Raw genomic sequence first — 14897 nt, 5'->3', positions numbered from 1 at the left:
CCGGCCCTAGGCCGGGGGCTCGAAGCGGACGTCGTAGGCCGCCGCGGCCGGGTCGGCGGCGGCCAGCAGCCGGGCGCCCTCCTCGGCCAGGGTGTCGCGGTCCGCGGCGCGCAGCGCGGTGAAGGGGGTGACGGCGACGGCGGCCGCCACCCCCTTCGTGCGTTCGAAGCGCCAGGTGCCGCCGACGAAGCCGTCGATCAGGACGGTGCCGCGGACCAGGCCGTTGACGGTGATCACCCGGGTCTTGGGTACGTCGCCGAGGATGCGGGTGCGGTCGGCGTGCGACAGGAGGAGGTTGTCGAAGTCGGCGACGAACCGGGCGGGCGCCGGCAGCGCCGGGTCGGCCAGCGCCGCGTCCGGCAGGTCGTACAGGCGCCGCCCGTCCTCGCCGGTGTACGTGCGCAGGTCCATGCCGGCGAAGACGGGCCCCAGGCCGGTGAGCCCGCTCCACTTCTGCATGTCGGCGGGGGTGGCGGGACCGTACGCGGCCAGGTAGCGGCGGACCGTACCGGCCGGACCCGGGTCCCCGGCGAGCGGCCGGCCGACCCAGTCGTCGAGGAACGCGTACCGCAGGCCGCCGCCGGCCGCGCCCCACACCCCGCGCGGCGGCAGCTGCACCAGCGGCGCCACCGTCCGGAGCGCGCCGACGAGGGACTCCGGGTCGGCGGCGGGAAAGCGCTCACCCAGCACCGCCTTCAGCTCGGCGGGCCCGAGCGGCCGTTCGCGCAGCGCCCGGCGGCCGAGCGCGACCAGCGCGGACATGTCCACGCCGGTGGTCCCCGCCGCCCACGGCGAGGAGCGCCAATCCCGTTCGAACTTCGGCCGCAGCCAGCTCCGCAGCCGCAGCGCGTCCGCCGCCGTCACCAGGTGCACGGTGTTCCGCATCAGCCCCAGCCGGACCACCCGCCGCTCGGTCAGCAGCCGCCCGAGCCGCTCGAACGTGAAGCCGCGCAGCCGGCCCCACAGCCCGGGGTACGGCGAGCCGGGCACCTGCGACTGGAGCCCCAGCAGGTGGCTGACCGCCTCCTCGATCCCCATATCGGCCCGCTCCAAAAGGAGTTGGCGGTCCAACAGGGTCCGGTTGAGGGTGCGGCGGTTTACGGTGGCGGGCATGGGCCCACGGTAGGGGCCACCACCGACAGTCCCGGTCCGCGGCGGCGTGGACGGCCCTGACGGCCCGCCGCGGGCCCGCCGGTCACACCGCCGGGACACCTGCCCGGGGGGAGGCCGGCGGCGGGTCGTGGTGGATGGGGGTGGCCGCGCCGGTCAGCGGGAGGCCGGTGCCGCCGCCGCGGGCGGCGACGATCTCGGCGGCGATGGACAGCGCGGTCTCCTCGGGGGTGCGGGCGCCGAGGTCGAGGCCGATCGGGGACCGCAGCCGGGCCAGGTCGGACGCGGCCAGGCCGGCCTCGCGCAGCCGGTCCAGCCGCTGGACGTGGGTGCGGCGCGAGCCCATGGCGCCGACGTAGGCGACCGGAAGGCGCAGCGCCCGCTCCAGCAGCGGCACGTCGAACCTGGGGTCGTGGGTGAGCACGCAGACCACCGTGCGCGGGTCGATCCGGCCGGCGCGGGCCTCGGCGCCGAGGTAGCGGTGCGGCCAGTCCACGACCACCTCGTCGGCCTCGGGGAAGCGCCGCCCGGTGGCGAACACCGGCCGCGCGTCGCAGACGGTGACCCGGTAGCCGAGAAACGTCCCGACGCGTGCCAGGGCGGCGGCGAAGTCGATCGCGCCGAACACCAGCATCCGGGGCGGCGGCACGCTCGACTCGACCAGCAGGGTGACCGGTACCCCGCAGCGGCCGCCGTCCGCGCCGATCCGGACGGGACCGGTGCGGCCGGCCGCGAGCATCGCCCGTGCCTCGCCGGCACCGGTGCGGTCCAGGAGCGGGTCGCCGAGCGAGCCCTCGGGACGGCCCTGCCGCCGTACCAGCAGGGCCCGGCCGAGCAGCCGCGCCGGGCCCGCCGCGATCCGGGCCACCGCGGCCGGTTCGCGGAAGGCGGCGGCGGCCAGCGCCCCGGCCAGTTCGGGGCGGGCGGCGGGATCGATCCGCTGGACCAGGACGTCGATCTCGCCGCCGCAGGACAGGCCGACCGCGAAGGCGTCGTCGTCGGAGTAGCCGAAGCGCTCCAGCAGCGTGCCGGGGGCGTCCCCGGCCAGGACCTCGCGGCACAGCTCGTAGACGGCGCCCTCGACGCAGCCGCCGGACACGCTGCCGACCGCGGTCCCCTCGCCGTCCACCGCGAGGGCGGCGCCAGGCTGCCGCGGGGCGCTGCCGCCGGTGGCGGCTACGGTCGCGACCGCGAACGGCCGGCCGTCCGCGCACCAGCGGTGCAGCTCGTCGGCGATGTCCAGCACGGTGGCTCAACTCCCTCTGCTGACCGGCTGACCGGCTACCTCGCCGCCCGGCCACCTCACCGCCCGGCCACCTCACCGACGGGCTGCCGGGCCGCCCCGTCGCCCGGCGGTCCTTCGCGACGCGGCCGGCGCGGACCGCGACCGGGATCCGCGGGGGCCGCCGGGCTCGCGGTACGGGCCCGGCGGACGCCTTCCGGCCGGGCGGCGCACACGGCGTACGGCCATTACACGGCAGTCGGCGCCCCCGGCCGCAGTCACCGAAAACCCGAAGCGCGCCGCTGGCCGGCGGGCGGGTCTTGTAGATTCCTCCGAAAGGACCCGTTCGGAAACCTCGCGGCATCCGACCGGCAATACCGATGGAACGACTGCCCGGTCACGCTGGGATGCTCACGATGTGATCACGCCCACGGACTGCTCACGACAAGGCGGCGACGATGCGGCTGCGCACACTGCTGGAGATCGACGGCCTCGGCCTGCGGCTGCTGGGCGGCGAGGAGGAGCTGGACCGCGCGGTGCGCGGCGTCATGACGACGGACCTGCGGGATCCCAGCCGCTACCTGGCCGGCGGCGAGCTGGTGCTCACCGGGCTCGCCTGGTGGCACGGACCTGCCGACTCCGAGCCCTTCGTACGGATCCTGGCCGCCGCCGGGGTGGCCGCCCTCGCGGCCGGCGAGGCGGGCCTGCACCGCGTTCCCGCGGACCTGGTGGCGGCCTGTGCCCGCAGCGGGCTGCCGCTGTTCGCGGTGGACGAGCGGGTGTCCTTCGCCAGCATCACCGAGTACGTGGTGCGGCAGGTCTCCGGCGAGCGGGCCGGGGACCTGGCGGCGGTCGTCGACCGGCACCGGCGGCTGATGTCGCCGGGCCCGGCCGGCGGCGGCCCGGACGCGGTGCTGGACCTGCTCGGCAGCGATCTGGACCTGCGGGCCTGGGTGCTGTCGGCCACCGGGCGGGTGATCGGCGGCTCGGACCACCCGCTGCCGGCCGCGCTGCGCGCGGAGCTGGCCGGCGCCCAGCAGGCCGCGGCCCGGACCGGCCGCCCGGCGCCGCACCGGGTGTCCGCGCCGGGCGGCCGTACGTACTCGCTCTTCCCGGTCCGGGCGGGCGCCGGGACCGGGGACGTACGGGCCGGGGTGCTGTCGGACTGGTTCCTGGCGGTGGCCGCGGACGCGGGCGACTGGCCGGCCGAGCGGCTCGACCTGCTGCGCGGGGTGACGCAGCTGGTCGCGGTCGAGCGGGACCGGCGCGACGCGGCCCGCGCGGTACGGCGGCGGCTGGCCGCGGAGGTCTTCGAGCTGGTACGCGGCGGGGCGCCGCCGGCCGAGGTCGGGGCGCGGCTGCGGGCGGCGGCCCCGGTGCTGGTGCCGGGCGCGGGCGGGGTCCCGTCCTGGCAGATCGTGGTGGCCCGGGTGGACTGGGCGGGCGGCGGGGTGCCGTCGGGGCCGGTGGCGCAGGCCCTGCTGGAGGAGGCGCTGGCCGATCCCTCCGCGACGGGCCCGGACGCCGCCGACCGGCTCGCGGTCGCCTACGCGGACGACGAGGCGATGGCGCTGGTACCGCTGCCGCCGCGGGCGGCCGGGGAGACGGCGGGCACGGCGGGCACGGCTGCGGCCGGCACGGGTGGCGCGGCGGGTACGGTGGCCGACGCGGCGGGGGAGGTCGGCGGGGCGGCGCCGCTGGCCGCCGAACGGCTGCTGGAGGTGCTGCGCGGGCCGATGTCGCGGGGGCTGGGCGAGGACGGCCGGCTGACCGTCGGCGTCAGCGCGGCAGTGCACTCGCCGGAGGGGCTGCGCGGCGCGCTGGAGGAGGCCCGGCACGCCCGGCGGGTGGCGGCGGCCCGGCCCGGACGCGTGTGCGCCGCCGGGCACGAGGAGCTGGCCTCGCACGTCCTGCTGCTGCCGTTCGTACCGGACGACGTGCGCCGTGCCTTCACCGCCCGGCTGCTGGACCCGCTGCGGGCGTACGACCGGCGGCACCGGGCCGAGCTGATCCCGACACTGGAGGCGTTCTTGGACTGCGACGGTTCGTGGACGCGGTGTGCGACGCGGCTGCATCTGCACGTCAACACGCTGCGGTACCGGATCGGGCGGATCGAGCAGTTGACCGGGCGGGATCTGGCGCGGCTGGAGGACAAGCTGGATTTCTTCCTGGCGCTGCGGATGAGCTGAGGCGAGGGGGCCGGGTGCCGGGGGCGCGGGGCGTTCGGGGCGGGGGCGCGGCGCGCCTGCGGGGTCCGGTGATCGGCGGGTCCGGACACGGGGCATTAGTGATCCCGTTCACAAGAAGTGATCTCCGACCCCTTGGCGCGGGCCCCCTCCCCGTGCTGGACTTCCGCCACTGGCTGTCAACTGGCGGACATCTCCGGGACAACTGCACAGTCGACCGCCTGCACCAACGCACAAGTGCAACACCCACAGGGGTATGTGCTCACTCACACTGGCTCGACGACGCGCTTGGGGGAGAGGCTGTGGCGGACACCGCCCTGTCGGAATCTGTGGTCGGGGTACCGGACGTGTGGCGGCTGCGGGCGCGCGGCTGCTGGTCGGAGGCGGCGGCGCTGCTCGCCCCCTACTGCGCCGACGACGCGCGGGCGGCGCTGAGCAGGGCGGAACTGCTGGTCGAGGGGTGCTTCTACCAGCTCGAAGGGTGGGCCGAGGCGGAGGACGCGCTGCGGCTCGCGGAGGCGCTGGCCGGCACGGACGAGGAGCGGGGGGCGGCGGCCTCGGAGCGGGGGTATCTCGCCTACGGGGCGACGCTCTTTTCGGTTCGGGACCGGGCGGACGAGGCGCGGTCCGCTTTCGGGCGCAGCGCGGCGCTGCTCTCGCCGGGGTCGCCCGGCCGGCCGCTGCTGGACTTCCGGCGGGGGCTGGTCGCCGAGAACATCGCCGTCAACCCGGCTGCCGCGCGGGCCGCCTTCCGCCGGGCGCACGCGGGCGCGGTGGCCCACGGCGACACCTTCCTGACCTCGTTCACGTGGCGCCACCTGGCGGGTCTCGCCGCGGCCGACGGCGACCTCGCCGAGGCGCGGCACGGCTTCGCCGAGTCGCTGCGGATCCGCGTCGCCCTCGGCCACCTCGTCGGCACCGCCCCCGCCCTCCTCTCCCTCGCCGACCTCGAGCCGGAGGACACCGCCGACCGCCTCCACGCCGAAGCCGCCCGCCTCTACGAACTCCTGGGCGGCGTCCCCGCCTGGCTCGCCCCGGCCTTCACCGCGTAGCGGCCCCTCCGGAAGACCCGGGGCGGTCCGCAGGCCCCCGCGCGGGCCCGGGACCACCGGGCATTCCCGGGCCCACCCGCACGGAGACAGGAGACGTTTACGCGCTCGGGGGCGCCCCCGGAGGAGCCGCCCGCGCGGGGCACGGGGTGTCCCGTGGGCGGTGCGGGCCTGTCGTGGCGATCCGCGCGGCATTCCGGGTCCCGGCACGCGCGCCCACCGCTTTCCCGCCGGGCGGCGGCGCACCACGCCGCCTTTCTCCTCCGCCGCGCAGCCGCAACCGCACCGGACCCCGCCCCGCCCCGCCACCCGGGCAGATCCGAACGGCAGGCCCTAACCCCGGGTGGAGCCGGAGAAGTGTTCGCGGGCCAGGGACTCGACCGTGCGGACGTCGCCGGCGATCAGGGCTTCGAGCAGGACGCTGTGCTCGGTGGCGTCGGCGAGGAGGGCGGCGGGGCGGGCGGGGGGCGGGGATGCGCCGCGGGGGGCGGACAGCGGCCACTGGGCGCGGCGGTGGAGCTCGTCGGCGACGGCGACCAGCTGGAGGTTGCCGGAGAACTCCAGCAGCGCGCGGTGGAAGGCCCGGTCGGACTCGGCGTACGCGGCCCTGTCGCCGCGCGCCGCCGCCGTCACCGTGGCCGCGGCGAGCGGCCTCAGGGCCTCCCATCGGCCGGGCGGCACGCTGCGCGCGAGCGCCAGCACCACCGGCACCTCCAGCAGCGCCCGCACCTCCGCCAGCTCCTCGAGGTCCCGCGCGCTGCGCTCGGCGATCCGGAACCCCCGGTTGGGCAGCACCTCCACGGCCCCCTCCCGCGCCAGCAGCTGCATCGCCTCCCGCACCGGTGTGGCCGACACCCCGAAGCGGGCGGCGAGCGCGGGCGCGGAGTGCACAGATCCCGGCGTCAGCGCGCCGCCGACGATCTCCTGGCGCAGTGCCCCGAGGACCTGGTCGCGTACCGAGAGCCGCTCGGGCGGCCGTCGCGGCGACGGCCCGGCTCCGCGCTCGCGCGGGTCCGGCCACGGCCGGGTAGGCCCCGGCGGCACGGTGGCCGGGTCCGCCCCGGGTCCGCGCGCGTCCGGTACCCGGGCACGAGCGGCTGGCTCCACCGGATCCCGTCCCCTCGCCGTCGTCCACCGCGCCGGCCCCCGGCCGGGGCGGCGCGCTGCCGCCAGGTTAGTCCCCCGCGTCCCCGGGGCCGCGGCCGTACCGCACCCCCCGCGGCGGCGCCGGCCCCCCTGCGGCCACCCGCCGTCCGTGCGCGGCCGCAGCGTCGTCCGGCCGGTCCGACCCCGCCGATCCCACCACGCCGCGCATCCACCGGCGCCGATCGGATAACGTCACCCAGTCACGTACCGCCGCCGCAAAGGAGCGTCGGACCAAAAGTCCGCCAACTCACCACTTCTTCCGTCCCATCAACCCCTCCGCCCCCTGTCCGGGCTGTTCACCGGCCGGTTGTTCGGACCGGATCGGCCGCCGGGCGCATGCCGCATGACCGCTCACGCTACGATTCCGGTCAACTCAGCCGTCGTGGCACGAGAGTTCGAGTACCGGTACCGTACGCGTGCTCTTGCGTCATAACGTCTGCACGTATCCGCGCTCTTCGCAACGATGTCGGTCGTGAGCCGTCCCGCGGCCCGAGCGCGACGGAAGCGACACGAGGATTCGCACATGAGACTTTCCGACATTTCGCTGAACTGGACGATCTCGGGCGCCGTCGGCCTGGTCGTTCTGGCTGCCTGCGTCGTCGTGGTCCGCAACCGCCGCGCGTCCGGCGCGGATGCACAGGCGGACTCCTGGGAGCGCAGCGAGGAACGGCGGCGGCGCAAGGAGGCCGTCTACGGCAGCGCCTCCTACGTGCTGCTGTTCTGCTGCGCCGCGGTCGCCGCCGCGCTCTCCTTCCACGGCCTGGTGGGCTTCGGCCAGCAGAACCTGGGACTGACCAACGGCTGGGAGTACCTCGTACCGTTCGGCCTGGACGGCGCCGCCATGTTCTGCTCGGTGCTGGCGGTCCGCGAGGCCAGCCACGGCGACGCGGCGCTCGGCTCGCGCATGCTGGTCTGGCTGTTCGCCGGCGCCGCCGCCTGGTTCAACTGGGTGCACGCGCCGCGCGGCATAGAGCACGCCGGTGCCCCGCAGTTCTTCGCGGGCATGTCGCTGTCCGCCGCGGTGCTCTTCGACCGGGCGCTGAAGCAGACCCGCCGGGCCGCGCTGCGCGAGCAGGGCCTGGTGCCGCGTCCGCTGCCGCAGATCCGGATGGTCCGCTGGCTGCGCGCGCCGCGTGAGACGTACGGCGCCTGGTCGTTGATGCTGCTGGAGAACGTGCGGTCGCTGGACGAGGCGGTCGAAGAGGTCCGCGAGGACAAGCGGCAGCGCGAGCAGAGCGCGATGCGGCGCCGGGACCACGACCGCCTGGAGCGGGCCCGCATCAAGGCGTTCAACCGGCAGCACCGGCCCTGGCCCCGCGGTGGCCGCGGCGGCCGTCAGGTGGAGCTGCCCGCGGCCAGCGCCGCCGGCGGCCAGCCCGCATCGGAGCCTGCCATAGGAGTTTCCACCGAACTCCCGGCCGGCGAGCTGCCGGTACGCGCCAGGCCCGCCCTCCAGCCGGTCCGCGAGGACGCGGAGGCGACCGGGTCCGCGACTGCCGAAGCCCCCTACACCGTCGATCTGACGGCAGAGGACGACACGCTGACACTGCCCCGGCTGGACTCGCTGGAGCGCAAACTCCAGGACCTGGAGCGTCAGTTCGGCTGAGTTCGGGGAAGTCGGCGAGCTGCCGCGCCTGAACCGGCGCGGATGCAGCACGGACGGCGTGACCGCGGGCGGGAGGGAGGGCCTCCCCCGGGGGTCACGCCGTTCCCGTGTCCGCTCCCCCGGCGCCGGTCATGCCGCCGTCGCGCGGGCGTCGAGTTCGAACCACACCACCTTGCCGCTGCCCTGCGCCTGCGCGCCCCAGGAGTCGGCGAGCGCCTCGACCAGGATCAACCCGCGCCCGGAGGTGCCGTGTTCGCCGCTGGCGACGGCCCGTTCGACCGCGCCGGGCGCGGGCGTCCGCGGCCGCCTGGCGACGGAGTCCCGTACCTCCACCCGCAGCCGGTGTCCGGGCGCGGGCGTCAGGATGGCCGTCAGCACGGCCCCGCCGCCGGTGTGCTGGAGCGCGTTGGTGAGGAGCTCGGTGGCGAGCAGCTCCACCGTGTCCGACAGTGCCGGTACGCCCCAGCGCCGCAAGTGGTCGCGCAGCAGTCCGCGGGTCTCGGACACGGCGGGAAGGTCGGCCCGTCCCACCGCGTACCGCAGTCTGTGCCCCGTGATGTCCGTGTGCTTCCCCCGATCGAATCCGGTCCGCATCCCCTGGTATTAGGCATGCCCCACCTCCGCGGGGTCCAGTCATGGGGCTGGTGACTCTCTGGCTGGTTCGGACCAATTCCCTGGCGGATCCCTCGATACGTCCGATGTATTGAGACCGAAACACTGCCGGAACGCTTGACATGCCCCCACCCGGCCACCCCTGTGTGGCGCACTCATCCCACGTGTTTCCCACATGTTGCGTCGCCTGTGTCGTATGTCCCGTTGCCTCGGGAGGGGCGTGTACTCACAGCATCGTCCGTTCGGACGCCACCGAACGGTCCGACCACCCGCCATCGTCGCCGCCGCACTGCTCGCGGCCGGCCTGCTGGTGCCCGTCGTGTCCCGGTCCGCTTCGGCGGCCACCCCCACCACGGCATGGCAGAGCGGCGGTTTCCATGTCGACACCCCCGATGTGATCCGCCGCTCCGACATCGTGCTCGGCAGGCCGAACCCGGCCGCCGCCCAGTCGCTGCCGCTGGGCAACGGCTCGCTGGGCGTGGCCGCCTGGGCCGCGGGCGGGTTCACCGCCCAGCTCAACCGGGCCGACACACTGCCCGGCCGGCTGTCGCCGGGCCAGGTGCAGATCCCGGGCCTGTCCACGCTCACCGGCGCCGCCGACTTCAAGGGCTACCTCGACCTCTACACCGGAGTGCTCAACGAGTCCGGCGGCGGCATGACGCTCAAGGCGTGGGTGTCGGCCACCAAGGACGAGCTGATCGTCGACGTCACCGGCGCCAACCCCAGCGCCCAGCAGACCGCCACCGTCAGCCTGTGGTCCGGCCGCAGTCCGCAGGCCGCCGTCTCCGGTGCCACCGGCACCCTCGCCGAGACCTGGGTGGACGACTCCGAGGCCGGCCACTCCGGCCGCACCTTCTGCTCGCTGGCCGCGATCACCGCCGGCGGTCGCAGCGTGACCTCCGCGGTGGTCAACTCCACCCAGGTGGGACCACGTTCACACCAGACACCGACGGCTCGTACCGGGTGATCGTGGGCGCGCCCACCTGGACCGGCGGCAACGCGGCCACCACCGCGTCGAACCTGCTCGGCTCCGACCCCACCGACGCCGAGTCCTCGCTGCTGTCCTCGCAGCAGTCGTGGTGGGCCGACTACCGGGCCAACACCGGCACGCTGGAGGCCACCTCGTCCGACGGCGAGGCGCAGTACACGGAGTCGCTGCGCGCCGTCTACCTGTTCATGGAGGCCGCCTCGATGCGCGGCACCGTCCCGGGCAGCCAGGCCGGCGTCGCCGGCATGTTCAACTTCGGCCAGGACCACCAGAACCGGACACCCTCGGCGACCTGGCTGTGGAACCTGCGCACCCAGATCTCGGCCAACATGAGCAGCGGCGACTTCGCGCTGAACATCCCGATCTTCAACCTGTACCAGAACAACCTCGCCGCCATCGAGACCTGGACCAGACAGCAGATGGGCGGTTTGCCGGGGGCCTGCGTCCCGGAGGTGATGCGCTTCAACGGCAACGGCAACGGCAACGGCGGCGACCCCGGCGCGGGCGCCAACGCCGCCTGCAGCCAGCCGGGCAGCCCCAACTGGAACGCCCTGGACATCACCTCCGGCGCCGAGATCAGCCTGTACGTCTGGCAGCAGTACAGGACACCGGGGACATCGACTTCCTGCGGGCGTACTGCCCGTTGATGAAGGACTCGGCGACCTTCCTGCTCGCCTACCAGAAGGCCGGCTCGGACGGGAAGCTGCACGCGGTCGCCAACGCGCACGAGACGCAGTGGGCGGTGCAGGACCCGACCACCGACCTGGCGGCGGACTCCGCGCTCTTCCCTGTCGTCATCCAGGCGGCCCAACCGCTGGGCACCGACAGCGCGTTCGTCGGCCAGCTGAACACCGCGATCGGCCAGATCCCGCCGTGGGCGCGGACCGACTACGGCCGCACCCAGGTGCTGGCGCCGTCCGCGGACGCGTCGAACAACGACATCATCGCGTACTCGTACCAGCCCACCGCGCAGATCCGGAACAGCGAGAACCTCGACCTCGAACCGGTCTGGCCGTACAACCTGATCACCGACGACCCGGGCGCGCTGCACGACCTGGCGGTGCGCACGTACAACCACCGGGCGGTGACCGGCGGCAACGACTGGAGCATGGACGCCATCGACGCGGCCCGGCTCGGGCTGTCCGGCGAGGTCGCGGCCAGGCTGCCGTCCATCACGCAGGGACACCAGGTGTACATCAACGGCCTGGCGGACCTCGGGAACACGGTCGGCACCGAGGCGTACATCGAGCAGGCGTCCGGTGTCGCCACCGCGCTGAACGAGGCGCTGGTGCAGGACTACGACGGGCTGCTGCGGATCGCCCCGGCCTGGCCGGCCGGCTGGGACGCCAGCGGCACGGTGTCGGTCCAGGGCAACACCAAGGTCGACGTGCAGGTCCAGGGCGGCACCCCGGTGACCATGGCCATCCAGGCCGGCTCCTCGCAGACCATGCGGGTCCGCAACCCCTGGCCCGGCCGGTCGGTCGAGGTGGTGGGCGGCCCCAGCAACGCGGTCGTGGTCGCGCCGACCACCGCCGCACCCTGAACGTGCCGGTCTCATCCGGCCAGTCCTACCTGGTGGAACGGACCTCGAACCTGACCACCTCGCTGCCCTACGCGCAGGTCACCGGCACCCCGGCGACCGCCGCCAAGCACCTGGGCAACGTACAGATCGGGCTCGACGGCGGCAGCACCCAGCCGGCCGGCGGCAGCCCCGTGATCTCACCGCGGGCGCACGCCAACGGCCAGTACGTGACCGCCGACAACGCGGGCGCCTCGCCGCTGATCGCCAACCGCACCGCGATCGGGCCGTGGGAGGAGTCCGACCTGATCAACGACTGAGGCCGGGCCGCCCGCGCGGCCTTCCCCGGTCCGTACGGCGAACGTGCCGCCCCGTCGGCGACAGGACGGGCGCGGCACGTCCTTGTCCGCGCCCGCCCCGCGCCCCCGCCCCCGCGCGGCCGGCCCGCCGGCTCAGGGACGCGGCACGTTGCGGAGGTTGGACCGGGCCAGCTGCACCATCGTGCCGACACCGCCGTCCAGCACCATCTTGCCCATCGACAGCGCGAAGCCGCCGATCTGCTCGCCGGTGATCTTCGGCGGGATGGACAGCGCGTGCGGGTCGGTCACCACGTCCACCAGCGCCGGCCCCTTGTGCCGGAGGGCGTCCCGCAGGGCACCGCGCAGCTCCTTCGGCTTCTCCACCCGCACCCCGTACGCGCCCGCCGCGCGCGCGATGGCGGCGAAGTCCGGGTTGCGGTTGGTGGTGCCGTAGGCCGGCAGCCCCTCGACCATCATCTCCAACTCCACCATGCCCAGCGAAGAGTTGTCGAACAGCACCACCTTGACCGGCAGTTCGTACTGCACCAGGGTCAGGAAGTCGCCCATCAGCATGGTGAAGCCGCCGTCGCCGGACATCGACACCACTTGGCGCCGCCGGTCCAGGAACTGCGCCCCGATCGCCTGCGGCAGCGCGTTCGCCATCGAGCCGTGCGAGAACGAACCGATCACCCGCCGCTTGCCGTTGGGCGTCAGATAACGGGCCGCCCACACGTTGCACATGCCGGTGTCGACGGTGAACACCGCGTCGTCCGCGGCCTCCTCGTCCAGCACCGAGGCCACGTACTCCGGGTGGATCGGCAGATGCCTGTCCACCTTGCGGGTGTACGCCTTCACCACGCCTTCCAGGGCCTCGCTGTGCTTCTTCAGCATCCGGTCCAGGAACCGCCGGTCGGACTTGGCCCGCACCTTCGGGGTCAGACAGCGCAGCGTCTCCCGCACGTCGCCCCACACCGCCAGGTCCAGCTTGGAGCGGCGGCCGAGGTGTTCGGGCCGCACGTCGACCTGGACGATCGTCACGTCGTCGGGCAGGAAGGCGTTGTACGGGAAGTCGGTGCCCAGCAGGATCAGCAGGTCGCACTCGTGCATGGCCTCGTAGGCGGCGCCGTAGCCGAGCAGTCCGCTCATGCCGACGTCGTAGGGGTTGTCGAACTGGATCCACTCCTTGCCGCGCAGCGCGTGCCCCACCGGGGACTTGACGCGTTCGGCGAAGGCCATCACCTCGTCGTGCGCCCCTGCCGTGCCACTGCCGCAGAACAGCGCGACCCGGGAGGCGGCGTCCACCAGCCGGGCCAGTTCGTCGATCTCCGTGTCGCCGGGCCGGACACTCGGGCGCCGGGTGACCAGGGCGTGCTCGACACTGCGCTGCGGCGCCTCGTGGGCGGCGATGTCGCCGGGCAGGCTGATCACCGACACACCGCCGCGCCCGACCGCGTGCTGGATCGCGGTCTGCAGCACCCGGGGCATCTGCCGGGCGTTGGAGATCAGCTCACTGTAGTGGCTGCACTCCTGGAACAGCCGGTCCGGATGCGTCTCCTGGAAGTACGTCGTGCCGATCTCGCTGCTGGGGATGTGCGAGGCGAGTGCCAGCACCGGCGCCATCGACCGGTGCGCGTCGTACAGGCCGTTGATCAGGTGCAGGTTGCCGGGCCCGCAGGAGCCGGCGCAGGCCGCCAGCCGCCCGGTCAGCTGCGCCTCGGCACCGGCCGCGAAGGCGGCGGTCTCCTCGTGCCGCACGTGGACCCATGCGATGGAACGGTTGCGGCGTACCGCGTCCACCACGGGGTTCAGGCTGTCGCCCACCACCCCGTACAGGCGGCGCACGCCCGCGCGTACCAGGACCTCGATGAACTGCTCGGCAACGGTCTGCTTCGGCATGTACCCATCTGCGCACAGGGGCAGCCGCCCCGCATCCCGGCGGACGGCACCCCGGCGGGCCGGCGGAGAGGCGGGCCGAGGGAAGAGCGGGCCGGCGGAGAGGCGGTCCGCGAGGAGGCGGGCCGGCGCTCACCTGTCCCAGACGGTCACCGCCGTACGGTCGTCGGCGTACCCCTTGACCCGGGTCTGCGCGTCCGCGAGGTAGCCGGCGAGCCCCGGCACCCTGCCCGCGCCCCAGCGGGCGGCCAGATGCGCGGCCAGCTTCGGCTCGCCGCGCAGCGGTTCGGCCAGACCGGGGCTGCACATCAGCAGCGCGTCACCCGGCTGGGCGACGGCGGCCCGGAACCGGAACGGCGCGGAGGTCTCGTCGGGGGCGAGGTCCAGGTCCTGCCAGGCCCCGTCCCTGATCCGGAAGAGGCCGCCCTCCCCCACCCCGAAGACCAGCCGGATCCGGCACTGCGGGTCGGCGGGCAGCAGCAGGCAGCGCAGCGACGCGGTGTACGTGCCCTCGTCGAGGCCCAGCTCCGCGCCGCGCGCCCGCAACCGCCCGTAGCAGCGGTCGGTCAGCCGGTGCAGGCCCGACTTCAGCGAGCCGCGCCGCGCCGCCCGCAGGTCGTCCGCCAGCCGTTGCCGGCTGCGCCCCACCGCTGCCGCGATCCACCGCACGGCGTCCTGCGCGGCCAGGTGCGCGTCGTCGGCCGCCCGCGCCCCGCTCGCCATCGCCACCAGCAGCAGCGCGTCGTCCCCGGCCCCGAACCGGGCGGTGAGCAGGGCGTCCCGGCGCGGCTGGCCCCGGTACCGGGCGGAATCCCCGCGCGTCGCCACCGTCCTGATCGTCAGCCGCCCGTACGACGCCCCGTCCAGCACGGTGTCCGCGAGCAGCCCGTCCAGTCCGTCCGGATCCGCCTGCGGCCAGGCGGTCGGCTCCGGGCTGTACGTGGGCGGCCCGCCGCCCACCACCTCCGGCGCCCCCACGCTCTCCCCCGACTCCCACGCGGGCTCCCACCCGGGCGGCAGCTCCGGCGCCCACCGCACCTCGCCCTCCACGAACCCGGTCTCCCCCCGCCCGGCACGCGACACGGGCACGACCCCGGCCGCCTCGGCCGGCCGCAGCGCGCTGGCGGCAGCCGGCCGGAAGAGGTCCACCGTCCCCGGCGGATCCTCGGACACGGGTGCGGAACGCCGTATGTCCTCCGGCGCGGACGGCGGTTCGGGCTCGGGCAACGGCACGGGCAGCGGTACGGAGCCGGGCGCCGGTACGTCG

Annotated in this window: 13 protein-coding genes; 7 read left to right on the top strand and 6 right to left on the bottom strand. The window is 74.9% G+C overall.

What is annotated here, in order from left to right:
- Positions 1-6 precede the first annotated feature (6 nt).
- Positions 7-1113, bottom strand: coding sequence for a winged helix DNA-binding domain-containing protein (locus RLT57_RS25435; protein WP_311299578.1), 1107 nt, complete (start codon positions 1111-1113; stop codon positions 7-9).
- Positions 1114-1195: 82 nt separating this feature from the next.
- Positions 1196-2356 (bottom strand): XdhC family protein, encoded by a 1161-nt coding sequence (locus RLT57_RS25430; RefSeq protein WP_311299577.1) that lies wholly within the window; start codon positions 2354-2356, stop codon positions 1196-1198.
- A 434-nt stretch (positions 2357-2790) separates the two neighbouring features.
- Between RLT57_RS25430 and RLT57_RS25425 the strand changes: the two genes are divergently transcribed.
- Both RLT57_RS25425 and RLT57_RS25420 read left to right on the top strand, forming a co-directional pair.
- The gene (locus tag RLT57_RS25425; RefSeq protein WP_311299576.1) at positions 2791-4521 is read left to right on the top strand and encodes a helix-turn-helix domain-containing protein; all 1731 of its coding nucleotides are present in this window, start codon (positions 2791-2793) and stop codon (positions 4519-4521) included.
- A gap of 299 nt (positions 4522-4820) precedes the next feature.
- Positions 4821-5570 (top strand): hypothetical protein, encoded by a 750-nt coding sequence (locus RLT57_RS25420; RefSeq protein WP_311299575.1) that lies wholly within the window; start codon positions 4821-4823, stop codon positions 5568-5570.
- Positions 5571-5900: 330 nt separating this feature from the next.
- Here the strand turns inward: RLT57_RS25420 and RLT57_RS25415 are convergent, their stop codons facing one another.
- Positions 5901-6740 (bottom strand): GntR family transcriptional regulator, encoded by an 840-nt coding sequence (locus RLT57_RS25415; RefSeq protein WP_432759761.1) that lies wholly within the window; start codon positions 6738-6740, stop codon positions 5901-5903.
- Positions 6741-7236: 496 nt separating this feature from the next.
- Between RLT57_RS25415 and RLT57_RS25410 the strand changes: the two genes are divergently transcribed.
- Complete coding sequence (locus RLT57_RS25410) at positions 7237-8319, top strand: DUF2637 domain-containing protein (RefSeq protein WP_311299573.1); 1083 nt, start codon at positions 7237-7239, stop codon at positions 8317-8319.
- Between the two features lie 129 nt (positions 8320-8448).
- On the opposite strand, the gene RLT57_RS25405 is transcribed toward RLT57_RS25410, so the two are convergent.
- Positions 8449-8913 carry an ATP-binding protein gene (locus RLT57_RS25405; protein WP_399129373.1) on the bottom strand — a complete coding sequence of 155 codons (465 nt, stop codon included), beginning with the start codon at positions 8911-8913 and terminating at the stop codon, positions 8449-8451.
- 238 nt (positions 8914-9151) lie between these two features.
- Between RLT57_RS25405 and RLT57_RS25400 the strand changes: the two genes are divergently transcribed.
- From RLT57_RS25400 to RLT57_RS25385, 4 genes are read left to right on the top strand one after another with little or no spacing between them, the layout of a single operon-like run.
- Complete coding sequence (locus RLT57_RS25400; protein WP_311299571.1) at positions 9152-9898, top strand: hypothetical protein; 747 nt, start codon at positions 9152-9154, stop codon at positions 9896-9898.
- Positions 9899-9900: 2 nt separating this feature from the next.
- Complete coding sequence (locus RLT57_RS25395) at positions 9901-10566, top strand: hypothetical protein (protein WP_311299570.1); 666 nt, start codon at positions 9901-9903, stop codon at positions 10564-10566.
- Positions 10566-11462 (top strand): hypothetical protein, encoded by an 897-nt coding sequence (locus RLT57_RS25390; protein ID WP_311299569.1) that lies wholly within the window; start codon positions 10566-10568, stop codon positions 11460-11462. Before RLT57_RS25395 ends, RLT57_RS25390 begins: the two co-directional genes overlap by 1 nt.
- Before the next feature lie 2 nt (positions 11463-11464).
- Positions 11465-11758, top strand: coding sequence for a fascin domain-containing protein (locus RLT57_RS25385; protein ID WP_311299568.1), 294 nt, complete (start codon positions 11465-11467; stop codon positions 11756-11758).
- A gap of 132 nt (positions 11759-11890) precedes the next feature.
- Here RLT57_RS25385 and RLT57_RS25380 read toward each other — a convergent pair whose 3' ends face one another.
- The gene (locus tag RLT57_RS25380; RefSeq protein WP_311299567.1) at positions 11891-13633 is read right to left on the bottom strand and encodes a pyruvate dehydrogenase; all 1743 of its coding nucleotides are present in this window, start codon (positions 13631-13633) and stop codon (positions 11891-11893) included.
- A 129-nt stretch (positions 13634-13762) separates the two neighbouring features.
- The gene (locus tag RLT57_RS25375; RefSeq protein WP_311299566.1) at positions 13763-14803 is read right to left on the bottom strand and encodes a protein phosphatase 2C domain-containing protein; all 1041 of its coding nucleotides are present in this window, start codon (positions 14801-14803) and stop codon (positions 13763-13765) included.
- Between the last annotated feature and the right edge of the window lie 94 nt (positions 14804-14897).

The sequence above is a fragment of the Streptomyces sp. ITFR-21 genome (assembly GCF_031844685.1).
In the GTDB taxonomy this organism is placed as follows: domain Bacteria; phylum Actinomycetota; class Actinomycetes; order Streptomycetales; family Streptomycetaceae; genus Actinacidiphila.
Note: the sequence above shows the minus strand (reverse complement) of the source record. Positions and strands in the feature narration are given on the sequence as shown.